Annotated in this window: 14 protein-coding genes; 7 read left to right on the top strand and 7 right to left on the bottom strand. The window is 66.9% G+C overall.

Annotation, left to right across the window (positions count from 1 at the left end; genetic code table 11):
- The first annotated feature begins 5 nt into the window (after positions 1-5).
- Both ROA7023_RS10720 and ROA7023_RS10715 read left to right on the top strand, forming a co-directional pair.
- A complete protein-coding gene (locus tag ROA7023_RS10720) occupies positions 6-812 on the top strand; it encodes an MBL fold metallo-hydrolase (RefSeq protein WP_085879036.1) in 807 nt (268 codons plus the stop codon).
- A gap of 37 nt (positions 813-849) precedes the next feature.
- A complete protein-coding gene (locus tag ROA7023_RS10715; protein WP_085879117.1) occupies positions 850-2259 on the top strand; it encodes an FAD-binding oxidoreductase in 1410 nt (469 codons plus the stop codon).
- 417 nt (positions 2260-2676) lie between these two features.
- Here ROA7023_RS10715 and ROA7023_RS10710 read toward each other — a convergent pair whose 3' ends face one another.
- Positions 2677-3240, bottom strand: coding sequence for an adenine phosphoribosyltransferase (locus tag ROA7023_RS10710; protein ID WP_085879116.1), 564 nt, complete (start codon positions 3238-3240; stop codon positions 2677-2679).
- 297 nt (positions 3241-3537) lie between these two features.
- On the opposite strand from ROA7023_RS10710, the gene ROA7023_RS24745 reads away from it, so the two are divergent.
- Complete coding sequence (locus ROA7023_RS24745) at positions 3538-3711, top strand: hypothetical protein (protein WP_200812487.1); 174 nt, start codon at positions 3538-3540, stop codon at positions 3709-3711.
- Between the two features lie 3 nt (positions 3712-3714).
- Here ROA7023_RS24745 and ROA7023_RS10705 read toward each other — a convergent pair whose 3' ends face one another.
- A complete protein-coding gene (locus ROA7023_RS10705) occupies positions 3715-4581 on the bottom strand; it encodes an S-methyl-5'-thioadenosine phosphorylase (protein ID WP_085879035.1) in 867 nt (288 codons plus the stop codon).
- A gap of 154 nt (positions 4582-4735) precedes the next feature.
- The gene (locus ROA7023_RS10700) at positions 4736-5338 is read right to left on the bottom strand and encodes a flavin reductase family protein (protein ID WP_085879034.1); all 603 of its coding nucleotides are present in this window, start codon (positions 5336-5338) and stop codon (positions 4736-4738) included.
- 74 nt (positions 5339-5412) lie between these two features.
- Between ROA7023_RS10700 and ROA7023_RS10695 the strand changes: the two genes are divergently transcribed.
- Both ROA7023_RS10695 and ROA7023_RS10690 read left to right on the top strand, forming a co-directional pair.
- The gene (locus ROA7023_RS10695; protein WP_085879033.1) at positions 5413-5901 is read left to right on the top strand and encodes a GNAT family N-acetyltransferase; all 489 of its coding nucleotides are present in this window, start codon (positions 5413-5415) and stop codon (positions 5899-5901) included.
- A gap of 53 nt (positions 5902-5954) precedes the next feature.
- On the top strand, positions 5955-6734 hold the full coding sequence (locus ROA7023_RS10690) for an EcsC family protein (protein WP_085879115.1): 780 nt from the start codon (positions 5955-5957) through the stop codon (positions 6732-6734).
- A gap of 3 nt (positions 6735-6737) precedes the next feature.
- Here the strand turns inward: ROA7023_RS10690 and ROA7023_RS10685 are convergent, their stop codons facing one another.
- Positions 6738-7067, bottom strand: coding sequence for a DnaJ family domain-containing protein (locus tag ROA7023_RS10685; RefSeq protein ID WP_085879032.1), 330 nt, complete (start codon positions 7065-7067; stop codon positions 6738-6740).
- An 86-nt stretch (positions 7068-7153) separates the two neighbouring features.
- A complete protein-coding gene (locus ROA7023_RS10680) occupies positions 7154-10072 on the bottom strand; it encodes a valine--tRNA ligase (protein ID WP_085879031.1) in 2919 nt (972 codons plus the stop codon).
- 100 nt (positions 10073-10172) lie between these two features.
- Between ROA7023_RS10680 and ROA7023_RS10675 the strand changes: the two genes are divergently transcribed.
- Positions 10173-11237 carry an AbrB family transcriptional regulator gene (locus ROA7023_RS10675; protein WP_085879030.1) on the top strand — a complete coding sequence of 355 codons (1065 nt, stop codon included), beginning with the start codon at positions 10173-10175 and terminating at the stop codon, positions 11235-11237.
- On the opposite strand, the gene ROA7023_RS10670 is transcribed toward ROA7023_RS10675, so the two are convergent.
- On the bottom strand, positions 11229-13043 hold the full coding sequence (locus ROA7023_RS10670; RefSeq protein WP_085879029.1) for a beta-N-acetylhexosaminidase: 1815 nt from the start codon (positions 13041-13043) through the stop codon (positions 11229-11231). The two genes, ROA7023_RS10675 and ROA7023_RS10670, sit on opposite strands and share 9 nt — an antisense overlap.
- On the bottom strand, positions 13040-13807 hold the full coding sequence (locus tag ROA7023_RS10665) for a GntR family transcriptional regulator (protein WP_085879028.1): 768 nt from the start codon (positions 13805-13807) through the stop codon (positions 13040-13042). Before ROA7023_RS10665 ends, ROA7023_RS10670 begins: the two co-directional genes overlap by 4 nt.
- Positions 13808-14016: 209 nt before the next feature.
- On the opposite strand from ROA7023_RS10665, the gene ROA7023_RS10660 reads away from it, so the two are divergent.
- On the top strand, positions 14017-14949 hold the full coding sequence (locus ROA7023_RS10660) for a carbohydrate ABC transporter permease (RefSeq protein ID WP_085879027.1): 933 nt from the start codon (positions 14017-14019) through the stop codon (positions 14947-14949).

The raw sequence follows: 14949 nt of genomic DNA, 5'->3' as shown, positions 1-14949 counted from the left end.
GGACCATGCGCATCCTGTTCGTGGTTTTTCTGATCCTCGCCGGCGCGGTCCAGGCTCAGGATCGACGTCCGTCCCATTGCATCGCCCTGGTCGAGAATACGCCGGGCCTTCAGGTGATTCCCGCCAGTTTCACAGAGCCCTTAAACGAATACTCGGTCCGGATCTCCTATGTCGATCACTCGATGTTCCTGCTTCAGACCGAGGGCGGGCTAACGGCGCTGACCGATTTCACCGGGTATTTCGGACCCGCCGCCCTGGTGCCCGACGTGATCACCATGAACAACGCCCATTCCTCGCATTGGACGCCGTTCCCCGATCCCGCGATCCCGCATCAGCTGGAGGGCTGGGGGACAGAGGATTATCCCCAGGATCATCACGTCGACCTGGGTGAGATGCTGGTGCGCAACATCCATACCGACACCCGCAGTGGGTCGTCCCGCCGGGTCAACGGCAATTCCATTTTCGTGTTCGAGGTGGCGGGTCTGTGCATCGGGCACCTTGGCCATCTGCACCACGAGCCGACCAATGAACAATTCGCCGCCATCGGTCGTCTGGACGTGGTGATGGCCGCCGTTGACGGCGGGCTGACGCTGGACCAGCCGACAATGATCCGGACCCTGCAGCGGTTCCGGTCGTCCATCGTCATCCCCATGCACTGGTTCGGCCGATCGACACTGGAGCGGTTCCTTGCAGGCATGGAAGAGGATTTCGCGATCGTGCGTTCGGGCGACACCTCACTCGAGGTCTCTCTTCGGTCGCTGCCGGACCGGCCCACCGTGCTGGTTCTGGAGCCGAGGTTCCTGTCCGAATGACTTGTGGAAACGGTCGGGTCGTGGTTCCTGATTGGTCATGTTGACCGATGCCGATGCTGCCTTTCTCGACCGACTGCGGGCCAAGCTGCCCGCCGCGTCCTTTCGCGAGACCACCGATCACTACGTGACCGAGAACCGGGGCCGCTGGCACGGCCAGGGGGCCGTCGTCGCGCCGGGGTCGACCGAGGAGGTCGCCACCGTGATCCGCGCCTGCGCCGAGGCGGGCGTCCCCGTGGTGCCCTTCGGCGGCGGGACGGGCCTTGTCGGCGGCCAGATCTATGGCGACGGGCCGGTGCCCGTCATCCTCTCGCTGGAGCGGATGACCAGGGTGCGCGAGGTCTTTGCCACCGAGAACGTGCTGATCGCCGAAGCCGGCGCGATCCTGGCCGATATCCAGCAGGCGGCAGAGGCGGTCGACCGGCTGTTTCCCCTGTCGCTCGCCTCCGAAGGGTCGGCGCGGATCGGCGGATTGCTGGCGACGAATGCCGGCGGCGTCAACGTCCTGCGCTACGGCAATGCGCGGGCGCTGTGCCTCGGGCTCGAGGTGGTGACGGCGGACGGCCGGATCTGGCATGGCCTCAGCCGTCTGCGCAAGGACAACACCGGCTACGATCTGCGCGACCTCATGATCGGCTCGGAAGGGACCTTGGGCATCATCACCGCGGCGAGCCTGCGGCTGGTCCCGCAGCCTGTGGGGCAGGGGACGGCCTTCATGGCGGTGCCCTCCCCCGAGGCGGCTCTGTCGCTTCTGGCCATGGCCGGAGAGCAGATGGCCGAAGGGATCTCGGCTTTCGAGCTGATCCACCGGCAGGGCCTGGATTTCCTGGCGGAGGTCGGGCCCGACGTGGTGCCGCCCTTCGCCGAGACGCCCGAGTGGATGGTGCTGATCGACGTGGGCCTTCCGCGCGGGCTGGCCACCGATGACGCGCTCGAGACCCTGTTCGAGGGCGCGGCCGAGGCCGGCCTCGTGACTGACGGTGTCATCGCGCGGTCCGAGGCGCAGCGCCAGGCGTTCTGGGCCGTGCGCGAGCGCATACCCGAGGCGAACAAGCGCATCGGGTCGGTGTCGTCCCATGACATCTCGGTGCCGCTGTCGGCCGTGCCGGAATTCATCACCCGGGGGGACAAGGCCTTGGCCAGGCTGGGAGATTTCCGGATCAACTGCTTCGGTCACCTGGGCGACGGGAACCTGCATTACAACGTCTTTCCCCAGAAGGGCCGCAGCCGCAACGACTACGCCAACATCCGCGACGCGGTAAAGGCGCAGGTCCATGACCTGGCCGATGCGCTCGGCGGCTCGGTCAGCGCGGAACACGGTGTCGGACGGTTGAAGGTCGGCGACCTGGAGCGCTATGGCGACCCGACCAAACTGGCGCTGATGCGGTCGATCAAGGCCGCGCTCGACCCCCAGGGCCTGCTGAACCCCGGCGCCGTGCTGCGCGGCTGAAAGCGGGCCGGCCTTAACCGGTTGTTAAGCAAGAATGGGCTACAAGAAGGGGCAGAGTGTGTTTTCCCATGATTCCCTCAGGGTGCACTGACCCCGCCTTGCATGCCGTTCCTGAGCGGAACTGTCTAAAACGGACAAGTGCAAGGCGGGGTTCCTGTTCCGCACTCCGGGTCCGAGACGGCAGAACGCCCATGTTCGGACCGGAAACCGGTGCGTCCGGACAGACCTCGGGATCGGCGATAGCTGCGCATTGCTGTCGCCGGTTCCTTTTTTTGACGCCGGTCGGGGTGGGGTGCAGGCGGCTTTGGGCCCAGGCGAGCCGGGGCAGGTCCGGGCTCCTGCCAGTCGGTTTGGGTCAAGCCCCCGCGTTGCCGGACCGCAGGAAGGACGCGGCCCGGCCGGTGAACTCTCACCGGGTCACTCGCCCTCGAAGGCGCACAGGGCATCGACCGACATCCCCAGCTTTTCCAGGCGTTTGCGCCCGCCGAGATCCGGCAGGTCGATGATGAAGGTGCAGCCGGCAATCTCTCCGCCCAGCCGCTCGATCAGCCGGATGCCGGCCTCTGCGGTGCCGCCCGTGGCCAGAAGGTCGTCGACCAGCAGGATCCGCTCCCCCGGCTGAATCGCGTCGTCATGGATCTGCATCTCGGCCTCGCCGTATTCGAGCGTATAGCGCTCCGACAGTACGGCGCCCGGCAGCTTGCCGGCCTTGCGGATCGGCACGAAGCCGACGGCGAGCTGGTGGGCAATGGCCCCGCCCATGATGAAGCCCCGCGCCTCGAGCCCCGCGACCTTGTCGATCCGCGTGCCGGCATAGGGATGCACCATCTGGTCAACCGCCATCCGGAAGCCGCGCGGATCCGCGAAAAGCGTCGTCACGTCGCGGAACTGGATCCCGGCATGGGGAAAGTCCGGGATCGTCCGGATATAGTCGCGGACGCTGCCGGCCGGGCTGGTCCGGGATGTGGTGTCGTGTGGCATGGCCATTCTCCGCCGGGGATTGACCCGCCAGTCATTGCCCGTCACGGGCGGCCATGCAAGACCTTAGCGGCGGCCCATCGCCTCGCGCGCGAGGCGGTAGAGCTTTCGCGGCATCCAGTTCAGATGAGGACGGTTCCAGTCCATGCGTTCTCTGGTAAACAAGGTCCGAGCGTTATGAAGTGTCATGCAATGATCCTTTTGTTCTTGTCTTGAGGCGAATGCGCCCGTGTCCTGTATATTCAGTGTATATACAATGAGTATACAAAAAGTAAAGATCCCTGGTGAGGCGAGGGCAGCGTGCCGAAGAAAGACGACAAGAAGAGCGGCAAGAAGGACAGCCAGCTGATCCTGCGGCTCGACAAGGACGAGCGCGACGCTTTCATAAGGCTCTGCAAGGAGTTGGACAGCAGTGCGGCGCGCGAGATCCGGCTTTTCATCCGCCGGTTCCTGAAGGATCGGGACGGGGGCTAGGCGCTAGAGGACCCGCCCCGCCACGGCATCGAGCCGTGCGACCAGCACGGGGTCGCGGGCGTCCGGCGCCGTCAGGATGGCGTGATCCAGCGCATGGTCGCAGCCGTGGGGACAGGGTCCATGGGCAGGCATGGCCGCGGCCAGCGCCTCGACCAGCCGGCGGGCGTTGTCGGCATTGGCGGTCAGGGTGCGCACGATGTCGGAAATCTGGACGGTGCCGTGGTCCGGATGCCAGCTGTCGTAATCGGTGATCATGGCGATGGAGGCATAGCAAAGCTCTGCCTCGCGGGCGAGCTTGGCCTCGGGCATGTTGGTCATGCCGATCACGTCCGCGCGCCAGACATCCCGATACATCCGCGATTCCGCCACGGACGAAAACTGCGGCCCCTCCATGGCCAGGTAGGTGCCGCTGTGGTGGTGGGTGACGCCGATTTCGCGGGCGGCCCCGGCGGCCAGATCGCCAAGGCGCGCGCAGACCGGGTGGGCCACGCTGACATGCGCAACGCAGCCCGTGCCGAAGAAGGATTTCTCACGCGCGAAGGTCCGATCGATGAAATCCGACACGATCACGAAATCGCCCGGCGCCATCTCTTCCCGGAACGACCCGCAGGCCGAGACCGACAGCACATCCGTGCAGCCCAGCCGCTTCAGCGCGTCGATATTGGCGCGGTAGGGGACGGTGCTGGGCGAATGGACGTGGCCGCGGCCGTGGCGGGGCAGGAACGCCATCCGCACACCATCGAGGCGCCCGGTCAGCACCGCGTCGGACGGAGCGCCCCAGGGCGTCGTGACCTGCTGCCAGGCCGCATCCTCCAGCCCGTCGATGGCGTAGACGCCCGAGCCGCCGATCACACCGATTGTCCGCTCCATCCGTTCCCTCCGTCGTAGCGCGGGCCGGGCCCAGGCCCCGGGGGAAATCGTGACAGATCGGGCGCCGCGTTCAAGACCTTGCGGCGTCGAAGGGCCGGCACGGGCCGGGCGCACCGCTGCGGCGGTGAAATCGGGGGCAGTCAGCGCGACGCAGCTAGGCCGGACGCTTGAGCGAGAAGATCTCGGTGATGCGCGAATAATCGAGATAACCCAACCGGGTCAGCGGCTCGAAGGCGGTATAGTCGAGAAACCCGTCCTTGAGCAGCTCGTCGCGGATGCGCACGCCCGTCACCTCGCCGAAGGTGGCGAAATTGGCCTCTCCGGGCAGTTGGACGATCTGGGTCAGCTTGCATTCCAGAACGGCGGGCGCGGCGGCCACGCAGGGGCAGTCGATCGTCTCGCACTGCATCTTCTCGAGGCCGGCCACGGCGAATTCATCCTCCTCTCGGGGGAGCGACGCGGCCGAGGCGTTCATCGCGTCGCGCAGGGCGTAGCTGACCACGTTGACGGCAAAGACGCCGGTGTCGCGGATATTCGCCGTGCTGTCCTTGGTATTGCCGCGGTCGGCCTTGGCCGAGGTCGCGGCGAACATCACCTGGGGCGGCTCGTAGGCCACGGCGTTGAAGAAGGAATAGGGGGCGAGGTTGTCGCGACCATCCGCGCCGCGGGTGGAGATCCAGCCGATCGGACGGGGCGAGACAATCGCGTTGAATGGATTGCGGGGCAGGCCGTGGCCCTCTTCTGGTCGGTAGAACATCGGAAACCTCTGGTCATTTGCCCCTCACCTAGCGCCGTGTTACCCGCGCCGCCAGTGCAGGGGCGCGGAGGGCCATGGACGGAATCGCACAGGAACAGGCGTCGGATTGGTGGGAGGTCGAGGCGCTCTACGACCTCTGCTTCGCGCCGGGCCGTTCCGCGCTGTCCTCCTATCGCCTGCGCGACGGTGTCGAGCCGGTGGCCGCCCTGTGCCTGGTCTGGCGCGACCCCGATGCGATCCTGGGCGGCGCGATCCGGGTCTGGCCGGTTCGGGTCGGTGCGGCGCGGGTGCTGCTTGTGGGGCCGGTGGCGGTGCACCCGACCCGCCAGGGCGAGGGGCTGGGCGCATTCCTGATCCGCTCGGTTGTCGAAAAGGCGGCGGCGTCGGGGGAAGAGCGGCTGATGCTGGTGGGGGACGCGCCCTATTATTCGCGCTTCGGGTTCGACCGCCTGGAGGGGGTCGAGATGCCGCCGCCCACGAACCCGGAGCGGGTGCTGGGGATCGCGGTGGTGCCCGGCGCGTGGGACGGCGTCCAAGGGCCGGTCCTGCGCGATCTGGATTGAAACGCGCCGCGCGAGGCCCCATGTTCGAGCTCATGGAAGATCCCGAGCGCACCATGAAAACCGTCAACCCCGAGCCGCCGCCGGTCCCGCTGGACGAGGCGGCGAAGGCCGAGATCGCGGTGTTCGTGGAGCGTCAGCGCAAGGCGCGGAGCCTGCTCATGCAGGTCGTGACCTTTGCCGGTGGACAGGTCGAGGATGCGCTGAAATATTTGCCCAAGAGGGTGCGCGGACGGCTGGACGAGGCCGCGCGGTCGGCGCTGGAGCGATCCTACGAGGTGGCGTCCGGCACCGCGGGACGCTTTGAAGGCGACCGGATCAACAAGGCCTTTGCCACCCTCTCGGGGGCGCTTGGCGGGCTTGGCGGCCTGCCCACGGCGCTGGCGGAACTGCCGGTCGCCACCACGGTGATCTTCCGCGCGGTGCAGGGTGTGGCGGCGCGCAATGGCGAGGATCCGCTCTCGGCCGAGACCCGGATGGAATGCTTGCGGGTCTTCGGCTCGGGCGGGCCGGGGCGCGAGGACGACGGGATCGACACGACCTTCGTGGGTGCCCGGCTGTCGCTGTCGGGGCCGGCGGTCCACAAGCTGATCGCGACGGTCGCACCGCGGTTCGCGGCCGTGCTCTCGCAGAAGCTTGCCTCGCAGGCGGTGCCGGTGCTCGGCGCCGCGGCGGGGGCGGGCACGAACTATGCGTTCACGGATTACTTCGTCGAGATGGCCCATGTTCATTTCGGCCTGCGCCGGCTCGCGCGGGGCTTCGGCGAAGCGCAGGTTCTGGACGAGTTCCACAGGGTCCTGGCGGAGAGGTCGGTGCCCGTGAACCGCGCTGGCTGAGCGCTAGCGCCGGCGCATCCGCGCTTCGGCGGCCATGTTGCAGCGCAGTTCAAGGTCGGCGACGCGGCTCCTGGCGGTGCGCCGCTCTGCCTCTCCGATCGCGGATTTCAGGGCGTCGCGGGCCTCGGCGAGCGATTTGCGCATGACGACTTCCGGCGGGATCGCGCCATTTTCGGCCATGACCCGGTGGCCGACTTCGGTCATCACGTCCACATGGGGGTTGCCGCTGGGCAGGTCGAGCGGTCTGTGTTCGCCCTTCAGGTTCGAGAGCCGGCCCTCGTCCCGGGCACATTCGATCAGACGTTCGGCGATACGGGCGAGAAAGAAGCTCATGCCCCGAGATTAGGCCAGGTTCCCCCGGACCGGAAGTCAGTTTCGATCCGGACCGGTGGAATTGAGTTTACTTGCCAAGATGAAACTCAGGCGATCTCGGCCAGGCGTGACAGGGCGGCCTTGATCTTGGCCTCTTCTTCTTCGCGCAGGCTCAGGTTGTCGCGGGCTTCCTGCACCACCTCGTCGGGCGCACTTTCGATGAACTTCGGATTGCCGAGGCGCCCGCGGAGGCCGCCAAGCTCCTTGCCGAGCTTGGCGAGGGCCTTTTCCAGCCGCGCCTTTTCCGCGCCCGCGTCGATGATGTCGGCAAGCGGCAGGGCGAAGCTCGCGCCCGGGGCGGAGATCGAGATCGCTCCCTTCGGCGCGGCATCGGTCTCTGTCAGGCTGTCGATCCGGGCGAGGCGCTTGATCAGTGCCTCGTTGCTGGACCAGGCGCGGCGGGCGGCGTCATCGGCCTGCAATTGCAGGACCGGGACGTAGAGGCCCACGGGCACGTTCATCTGGGCGCGGGCGGAGCGGACATCCTCGATCAGGCCGACGACCCAGTTCATCTCGGCATCCGCCGCCGGGTCGATCTGATCTGCGGAATACTCCGGCCAGGGTGTCAGGGCGAGCATCCTGTCGCGGTCACCCAGGGTCTGCCAGAGTTCTTCGGTGATGAACGGCATTATCGGGTGCAGCAGGATCAGGCACTGGTCGAGCACCCAGGCCATGGTCGCCCGGGTCTCGGCCTGTTCGGCCTCGTTGCCGTCCAGCAGGAGCGGCTTGGAAAACTCCAGATACCAGTCGCAGACCTTGCCCCAGACGAAGCTGTAGAGCGCGGCCGCCGCGTCGTTGAACTTGTAGGCCTCGAGTGCGGCGTCGACCTCCTCGCGGACGCGGGCGGTTTCCCCGACTATCCATTTATTGACCGTCTCGGACGGATTTCGTGGAATCGGCGCCCCGGATTTGTGGTTTTCGAACACGCCGTTCATTTCGGCGAAGCGGCAGGCGTTCCACAGCTTGGTGCCGAAATTGCGGTAGCCCTTGATCCGGTCGACGCTGAGCTTGAGCACGCCGCCGAGCGCCGCCATGGAGGCGTTGGTGAACCGCAAGGCGTCCGCGCCGAATTCGTCGACGATCTCCAGCGGGTCGATGACGTTGCCCTTGGTCTTGGACATTTTCTGACCCTTCTCGTCGCGGACGAGCTGGTGCAGGTAGACGGTATGGAACGGGATCTCGTCGACCACGGCGAGCTGCATCATCATCATCCGGGCGACCCAGAAGAACAGGATGTCCTGGCCGGTGATCAGCACGTCGGTCGGGAAATAACGTTTGAGCTCGTCGGTCTGCTCGGGCCAGCCCAGGGTGCCGATGGGCCAGAGACCGGAGGAGAACCAGGTGTCGAGCACATCGGGATCCTGGGTCAGGGTCTTGCCCGGGGCCTGGGCGCGGGCATCAGCCTCGGTCGGGGCGCAATAATGGTTGCCGTCCTCGTCGTACCAGACCGGAATCCGGTGACCCCACCAGAGCTGGCGCGAAATGCACCAGGGCTCGATGTTCTCGAGCCAGTGGAAATAGACCTTCTCTCCGCTTTCGGGCATGATCGTCGTGCGCCCGTCGCGGACGGCCTGCAGCGCGGGCTTGACGATCTTGTCGGTGGCGACGAACCACTGGTCGGTCAGCATCGGCTCGATGATGACCTGGGACCGGTCGCCGTAGGGCGCCATGATCTTTTTCGCCTCGACCAGCGGAACCTGTTCGGGGGCCTCTTCGCTTGGTTTTTTCGGCTTGCCCAGCCGGCTGTCCGTATCCGGAACCATGACCGCCAGACCCTCGGCGGTGACCTGGGCGATGACCCTGTCCCGCGCCTCGAACCGGTCGCGCCCGCGCAGGTCGTCGGGGACCAGGTTGAGGGCGTCGACCTCGGCCTCGGTGAAGGCGGCGCCGTTGGCGATGTCCTGTGCGCGGGCCGCATCGATCGCGTGGGGGGCGCCGTCCGCGCGCATGTGCCCGCGGGTATCCATCAGCCGGTAGAGCGGGATGCCGGAACGCTGGGCAACCTGGTAGTCGTTGAAATCATGCGCCCCGGTGATCTTGACCGCGCCCGAGCCGAAGGTGGGGTCGGGATAGGGGTCGGTGATGATCGGGATCAGCCGGCGCTGCGCCTTGGGCCCCACGGGAATTTCACAAAGTTTCCCGACGATTGGCGCGTAACGTTCATCCGACGGATGCACCGCCACGGCGCCGTCGCCAAGCATGGTTTCCGGCCGGGTCGTGGCGATGGAGATGTAGTCGCGCACCTCTTTGAAGAGGACGTTCCCGTCCGCGTCCTTCTCCACGTAGGTGTAGGTCTCGCCGCCTGCGAGCGGGTATTTGAAATGCCACATGTGGCCGTCGATCTCGCGGCTCTCGACCTCGAGGTCGGAAATCGCGGTTTCGAAATGCGGGTCCCAGTTCACCAGGCGTTTTCCGCGATAGATCAGGCCCTTGTCGTACATGTCGACGAAGACCTTGATGACGGCGTCGTGGAAATCGGGAGAGTTCTCGTGTCCCGTGCGCGGATCGCCCGGGGCGCCGGCCATGGTGAAGGCGTTGCGGGACCAGTCGCAGGACGACCCCAGCCGCTTGAGCTGGTTGATGATCGTGCCGCCGGATTCGGCCTTCCATTCCCAGACCTTGGCCACGAAATCCTCGCGGCTGAGGTCGGTGCGGCGCAGGTTGCTCTCGGCCATCAGCTTCTTTTCGACCTGAAGCTGGGTGGCGATCCCGGCGTGGTCCTGTCCGGGCTGCCAGAGCGTGTCGAACCCGCGCATCCGGTGCCAGCGGATCATGATGTCCTGCAACGTGTTGTTGAAGGCATGTCCCACGTGAAGCGCCCCCGTCACGTTGGGCGGCGGAATCATGATGGTGAAGCTCTCGTCGCGACGCGCACCGGCGCCTGCGCGGAAACAGCCCTGCTGCTCCCAGGCGGCATAGAGGCGGGGTTCGGCCTCGGTCGCGTCGAAGGTCTTTTCCATCGGCATGGGATGCCCTCCTGATCGGTCGGAGCGTCAGATAGCGGGGATGCGCGGGAAGGGAAAGGGGCGCCATTGTCATCCGGCGGGCCGGGTCGTAGGGGACCGCATGGGTTTCCTGCGCCATCTGCCTGATTTGCCACATGACTGGCCGCGCTACGTGCTTGCGATCGTCATCGGGGCGGTGGGTGGGGCCGCGTTCTGGGCGCTCGCGATGCCGCTGCCGTGGATGCTGGGGGCGATGCTGTGCACGCTGGTCGCTGTCCTCTTCGGGGCGCCGCTGAAGGGCCCGGCCGCCGTGCGCCCCGTCGTCATCGTGGTGATCGGGGTGATGCTGGGCTCCAGCTTCACTCCGGAGGTTTTCGCCGACGTCGGGTCCTGGCTGTGGTCGCTGGCCTTCCTGCTGGTCTACATCGCCATCGCCGGCGCGATCGTGGTTCCCTTCTACCTCAGGGTCGGCCGGATGGACGCGACCACCGCGTTCTTCGCCGCGATGCCGGGGGGCATCAACGACATGATGGTCATCGGCGAGGCGATGGGCGGCGACGGCAAGCGGATCGTGCTGGCCCATGCGGCGCGGGTCGTCATCACGATCGGCGTCATCGCGGTCTTTTTCCGGGTCGGGCTGGGGCTCGATGTCTCGGGGGTCGTGCTGGGCGGCGGCACAACGCTGCGCCTGACGGATATCGGATTGCTGTTCGGATGCGGCGTTTTCGGCAGCGTCGTCGGGCGCCTGTTGCGGTTCCCGGCGCCCACGTTGCTTGGGCCGATGCTGCTGAGTGCCAGCGTTCACCTGTTGGGATGGACCGCCGGTGCGCCACCGGCCTGGCTGGTTGTCGTCGCGCAGCTGCTGCTTGGCACCATCATGGGCTGCCGCTTTCTCGGCACGCCGCCGGCGGTCGTCGCGCGGGCGCTCGTGCTCAGCGCGGGGGCGACGCTGATGGCCCTGACGCTGACCCTGGGCTTCGCGCTGGCGCTGCACGGGCTGTTTCGCCAGACCGTGGCGCAGGTCCTGCTGGCCTATGCGCCCGGCGGCCTGACCGAGATGAGCCTGGTCGGGTTGGCGATGGGCGGCGACGTCGCCTACATCACCGTGCACCATATCCTGCGGATCACCGTCGTGATCGCCGCGGCCCCGGCCATTCTTGCCGTGATCGCCCGGCGCCTAGGTTAGGGCAGACTGCCAGGCCATGGCGGCAAACACCGGGACATAGGCCTTCGCGAGGCCGCGCAGCTCTGCGCCGGTCATCGCGTCCGCCCGGTCCCAGGCCTTGGTGGCAAGGCCCAGGATGCGCGGGGCAATCATTGCCTCCATCTGGTCGTCCCGGGTCGTGAACTCGGACCAGAAACAGCCCTGCACACCCACGACCCTCTCCGCGATATCGTCCGCGCCGTCCGGGACAGGGTCCCAGGCGAGCGTGTCCTCCAGGCTGACGAAAGCGGCCCATGCGGCGCCCCAGTCCTGCGGGTCGTCGCTATGGGCCATGTCGAAATAGACGTTCTGGGCCGGGCACATGACCACATCATAGCCGGCGCGGGCGGCGGCGATACCGGGCGCCTGTCCGGACCACGAGAACAGCAGCGCACCGTGGCCGATCCCGCCGTTGCCGCCGCGGGCCGCCTCTTCCCAGGCGGCCGGACGGATGCCCCGCGCGTCAAGCCGTGCGGCCAGCCGCGCCATGGTCCATCCCTGCACGTCGTCGCGGGACGCGAGCCCCTCGCGCCGTTTCAGCGCCGCCACCGCCGGAGAGCCGTCCCAGGCGCCCTCGGGCAGCTCGTCACAGCCCAGGTGCAGCATCGGCATCGGGAAATGACGGCAGACGCCGTCGGCCATCGTCTCGATCACTTCCCAGGTGCGGGGCAGGGCCGGGTTCACGACGTTCTCGGCATAGCCCTGAACGCTGACCTCGGTGCCTGTATCCGCCGGATCGCCCAGGTCGGGAAAGACCCGGCGCAGGGCGAGCGCGTGGGCCGGGACCTCGATCTCGGGCAGGACACTGATACCGAGCGCCTGTCCATGGGCGACGATTCCGGCCACGTCCTCCGCGCTGTAGCTGCCTCCGGCGCGGATGCCGCCGCCGAAGACGCCGGGGATCAGCGCCCCTTCGCCGCGATCGGTGCTCTGCTGCCACAACTCGGCTAGGCCGTCGATTTCCAGGCGAAACGCCTCGTCGTCGGCGAAGTGCCAGTGGAACCGGTTCAGCTTCAGCAGGGCCATCAGGTCCATCAGCCGGCGGATGGTCGCGGGGTCATAGAAATGGCGGGCGCAATCCAGGTGCTGGCCGCGCCAGGCGAACCGCGGGGAATCCGCGATCACGCCACAGGGCAGCGCGCATTCATGGGTCGCCTTCAGGGTCAGCAGCGTGATCGCGCCGTGGATCTCGCCCGCCCTGTCGCCGGCCGTCAGGGTCACGCCGTCTGGCCGGATCTCGAGGCGATAGCCTTCGTCCGGTAGGCCAACGTCGCGGACGCAGGAGAGGGGGAGGCCGTCGTCCGACAGGAAGGGTCCGAGCCCGGTGCGCGCGGCGAGCGCCTCCACGGCCGAAAAATCGCCCCTCTCGGGCAGAAAACCGGAAACGGACACCTGTCCGCCGGACGGCTGCCAGTCTGCGACGGGCGGCACCAGGCGCAGGTCTGGCGCCGGTCCCGCGGCCAGCGGGCGCGGACGGCAGCCGGCAGGCAATGGGGGCAGTGGGATGGTCTCGCCCCCCGCCCGAAGATAGGCGCCCAGCGGCAGCCAGGCGCGGTTCGCCGGCTGGATCCCGGCCTCGTGCGCCAGCCGCAGGGTCACCGGGACGCCGGGGGCAAGGTCTGCCAGCCGCACCTCGGTGTAGCCGCCGCATTGGGCGATGCGCCTGCCGCCCGAGACCACGCGCACCGGCGCCATCATCGAGAAACAGAAAACCGGCGCCGCGAGCGGCCGGTCCGACGTCACCTCAACCACGACCTCTGCGCCGTCTATCCTTGCTGCAAGCTTCATGGGCCCTCCAGGCGCACTTCGGTAACGAAATCATAGATGTCGGAGCGGTAGACGCCCCGCGTGAACTCGATCGGCCGCCCCGACGCGAGGTAGGCGGTGCGGTCGATCTGCAGCACCGCGGTGGCTTCGGGCAGGGCCAGCATCTTGGCCTCGCGCGGGGTGAGGTTGACGGCCGTGACCCGCTGGATCGCCCGGTTGGGGGCAGAGCCGCTGGACCGCAGGATCGCGTAGAGCGAGGTCTCGACCAGGTCCGGGTCCGGCAGGATGTCCACGGGCAGGCTGGAGCGTTCGAGCGCGATCGGCGTTCCGTCGGTCGTGCGCAACCGCTCCACCCGCGCGACCTGGTCGCCGGAGGAGAGGCCCAGCACCGTCGTCTCGTCGGGCGTCGGCATGAACAGCCCGCGCCCGAGCACCTGGGACGAGGGCGTCATCCCGCGCGCCTGCATCAGTTCGGTGAAAGAGATCAGCGTCGACAGCGATTGCTCCAGCCGCGGCCCGCCGCGCCGGACGAAACTGCCCGATCCGCGGCGCTGGTCGATCATCCCGTCGCTGGCCAGCTGCGCAACCGCTCGGCGCACCGTGACGCGGCTGACATCGGCCAGATCGGCCAGCTCGCGCTCTGGCGGAAGCTGTGTGCCCTCCTCCAGCCGGCCGTCGCGAATCGCCTTGGCGAGGTAGCGGTGCAGCTGGCGATACCGCGGGCCCTGTCCTTTGCGGAACCAGTGTTCAGGGGCGAAAAAGCCGGTCTTTTCGGATCCGTCCATGAATGCCCCTCCCGAGGTGGTTTGGTTTGAACAATACCAAAATCGAAAATCTCGGCAAGATAAAAGTCCAAGATGCAAAACTAAATATATGAAATAATGAGAAAAGCCAATTTTGAATCTCTTGTGGTATTATATTGGTAGCTTTTTGCTTCCGCCTTGGTATCGTAACCGGAAGACATGGATTCGCAACAATCCGACAGGGGGCCCGCATGACCGGCCTTGCCGAGGATACGACCGCACAAGCCCGCCGGCGCGTGCCGGTCCGGTTGCCGGAAGGCTGGTTCGCCTGGGCGTTGATCGGGCCCGCGATGATCTTCATCGGCGTCATCGTCGCCTGGCCGCTGGTCGAGACGTTCCGGCTGTCCTTCACCGATGCCAACCTCGGCGGCGAAAGCTGGGTCGGCTGGGAAAACTACGCCGACCTCTGGGGCAGCACGAAGTTCAGCCAAACCATCGCGCGGACCTTCTTCTGGATGGCCCTTTCAGTGTCGCTGAAGCTGGTGATGGGGCTGATCGGGGCCACATTGCTGAACGCGACGGTGCCGGGGCGGGCGCTGTTCCGGGTGCTGGTGATGCCGCCCTGGGTCATTCCGGTGGCCATTGGGATGATCGGCTGGCTCTGGCTGTACAACGGCCATTTCGGGATGCTGTCCGGCATGGTGCAGAAGATCGGGCTGCTGGACGGGCCGTTCGAATTCCTGGCCTACAAGAATTCCGCCTTCTACTCGGCCATCGTCGCCGATGTCTGGGTCGGCACGCCGATGGTCACGCTGTTTTTCCTCGCCGCGATGCAGGGCGTGCCCAAGGACCTCTACGAGGCTGCCTATGTGGACGGCGCCTCGCGCTGGTACCGGTTCCGCCGGATCACGATCCCGCAGATCATGCCGGTGATCGTCTCGATGGCGCTGCTGTCGGCGATCTGGACCTTCAACAGCTTCGAGATCATCTGGATCCTCACCGAGGGCGGGCCCCGCGGCGCCACCACGACCCTGATCGTGGACACCTACAAGGTCGCCATCGGCAACTACAAGTTCGGCGAGGGCGCCGCCTGCGCGGTCGTCATCGTGATCTTGCTCGCCCTCTTCAGCCTCGTTTACCTGTTCTTCCTGAACAAGGTGAACCGCCGCTACGGGAACAAGTGA

The sequence above is a fragment of the Roseisalinus antarcticus genome, from assembly GCF_900172355.1.
Lineage (GTDB): Bacteria > Pseudomonadota > Alphaproteobacteria > Rhodobacterales > Rhodobacteraceae > Oceanicola > Oceanicola antarcticus_A.
Note: the sequence above shows the minus strand (reverse complement) of the source record. Positions and strands in the feature narration are given on the sequence as shown.

Bases quoted from the DNA above. Each gene is read 5' to 3' on its own strand.
- ROA7023_RS10660 (WP_085879027.1), top strand. From the start codon at position 14,017: ATGACCGGCCTTGCCGAGGATACGACCGCACAAGCCCGCCGGCGCGTG.
- ROA7023_RS10720 (WP_085879036.1), top strand. From the start codon at position 6: ATGCGCATCCTGTTCGTGGTTTTTCTGATCCTCGCCGGCGCGGTCCAG.
- ROA7023_RS10665 (WP_085879028.1), bottom strand. From the start codon at position 13,807: ATGGACGGATCCGAAAAGACCGGCTTTTTCGCCCCTGAACACTGGTTC.
- ROA7023_RS10685 (WP_085879032.1), bottom strand. From the start codon at position 7,067: ATGAGCTTCTTTCTCGCCCGTATCGCCGAACGTCTGATCGAATGTGCC.
- ROA7023_RS10695 (WP_085879033.1), top strand. From the start codon at position 5,413: ATGGACGGAATCGCACAGGAACAGGCGTCGGATTGGTGGGAGGTCGAG.
- ROA7023_RS10675 (WP_085879030.1), top strand. From the start codon at position 10,173: ATGGGTTTCCTGCGCCATCTGCCTGATTTGCCACATGACTGGCCGCGC.
- ROA7023_RS10710 (WP_085879116.1), bottom strand. From the start codon at position 3,240: ATGCCACACGACACCACATCCCGGACCAGCCCGGCCGGCAGCGTCCGC.
- ROA7023_RS10670 (WP_085879029.1), bottom strand. From the start codon at position 13,043: ATGAAGCTTGCAGCAAGGATAGACGGCGCAGAGGTCGTGGTTGAGGTG.
- ROA7023_RS10715 (WP_085879117.1), top strand. From the start codon at position 850: ATGTTGACCGATGCCGATGCTGCCTTTCTCGACCGACTGCGGGCCAAG.
- ROA7023_RS10700 (WP_085879034.1), bottom strand. From the start codon at position 5,338: ATGTTCTACCGACCAGAAGAGGGCCACGGCCTGCCCCGCAATCCATTC.
- ROA7023_RS10690 (WP_085879115.1), top strand. From the start codon at position 5,955: ATGAAAACCGTCAACCCCGAGCCGCCGCCGGTCCCGCTGGACGAGGCG.
- ROA7023_RS10680 (WP_085879031.1), bottom strand. From the start codon at position 10,072: ATGCCGATGGAAAAGACCTTCGACGCGACCGAGGCCGAACCCCGCCTC.
- ROA7023_RS10705 (WP_085879035.1), bottom strand. From the start codon at position 4,581: ATGGAGCGGACAATCGGTGTGATCGGCGGCTCGGGCGTCTACGCCATC.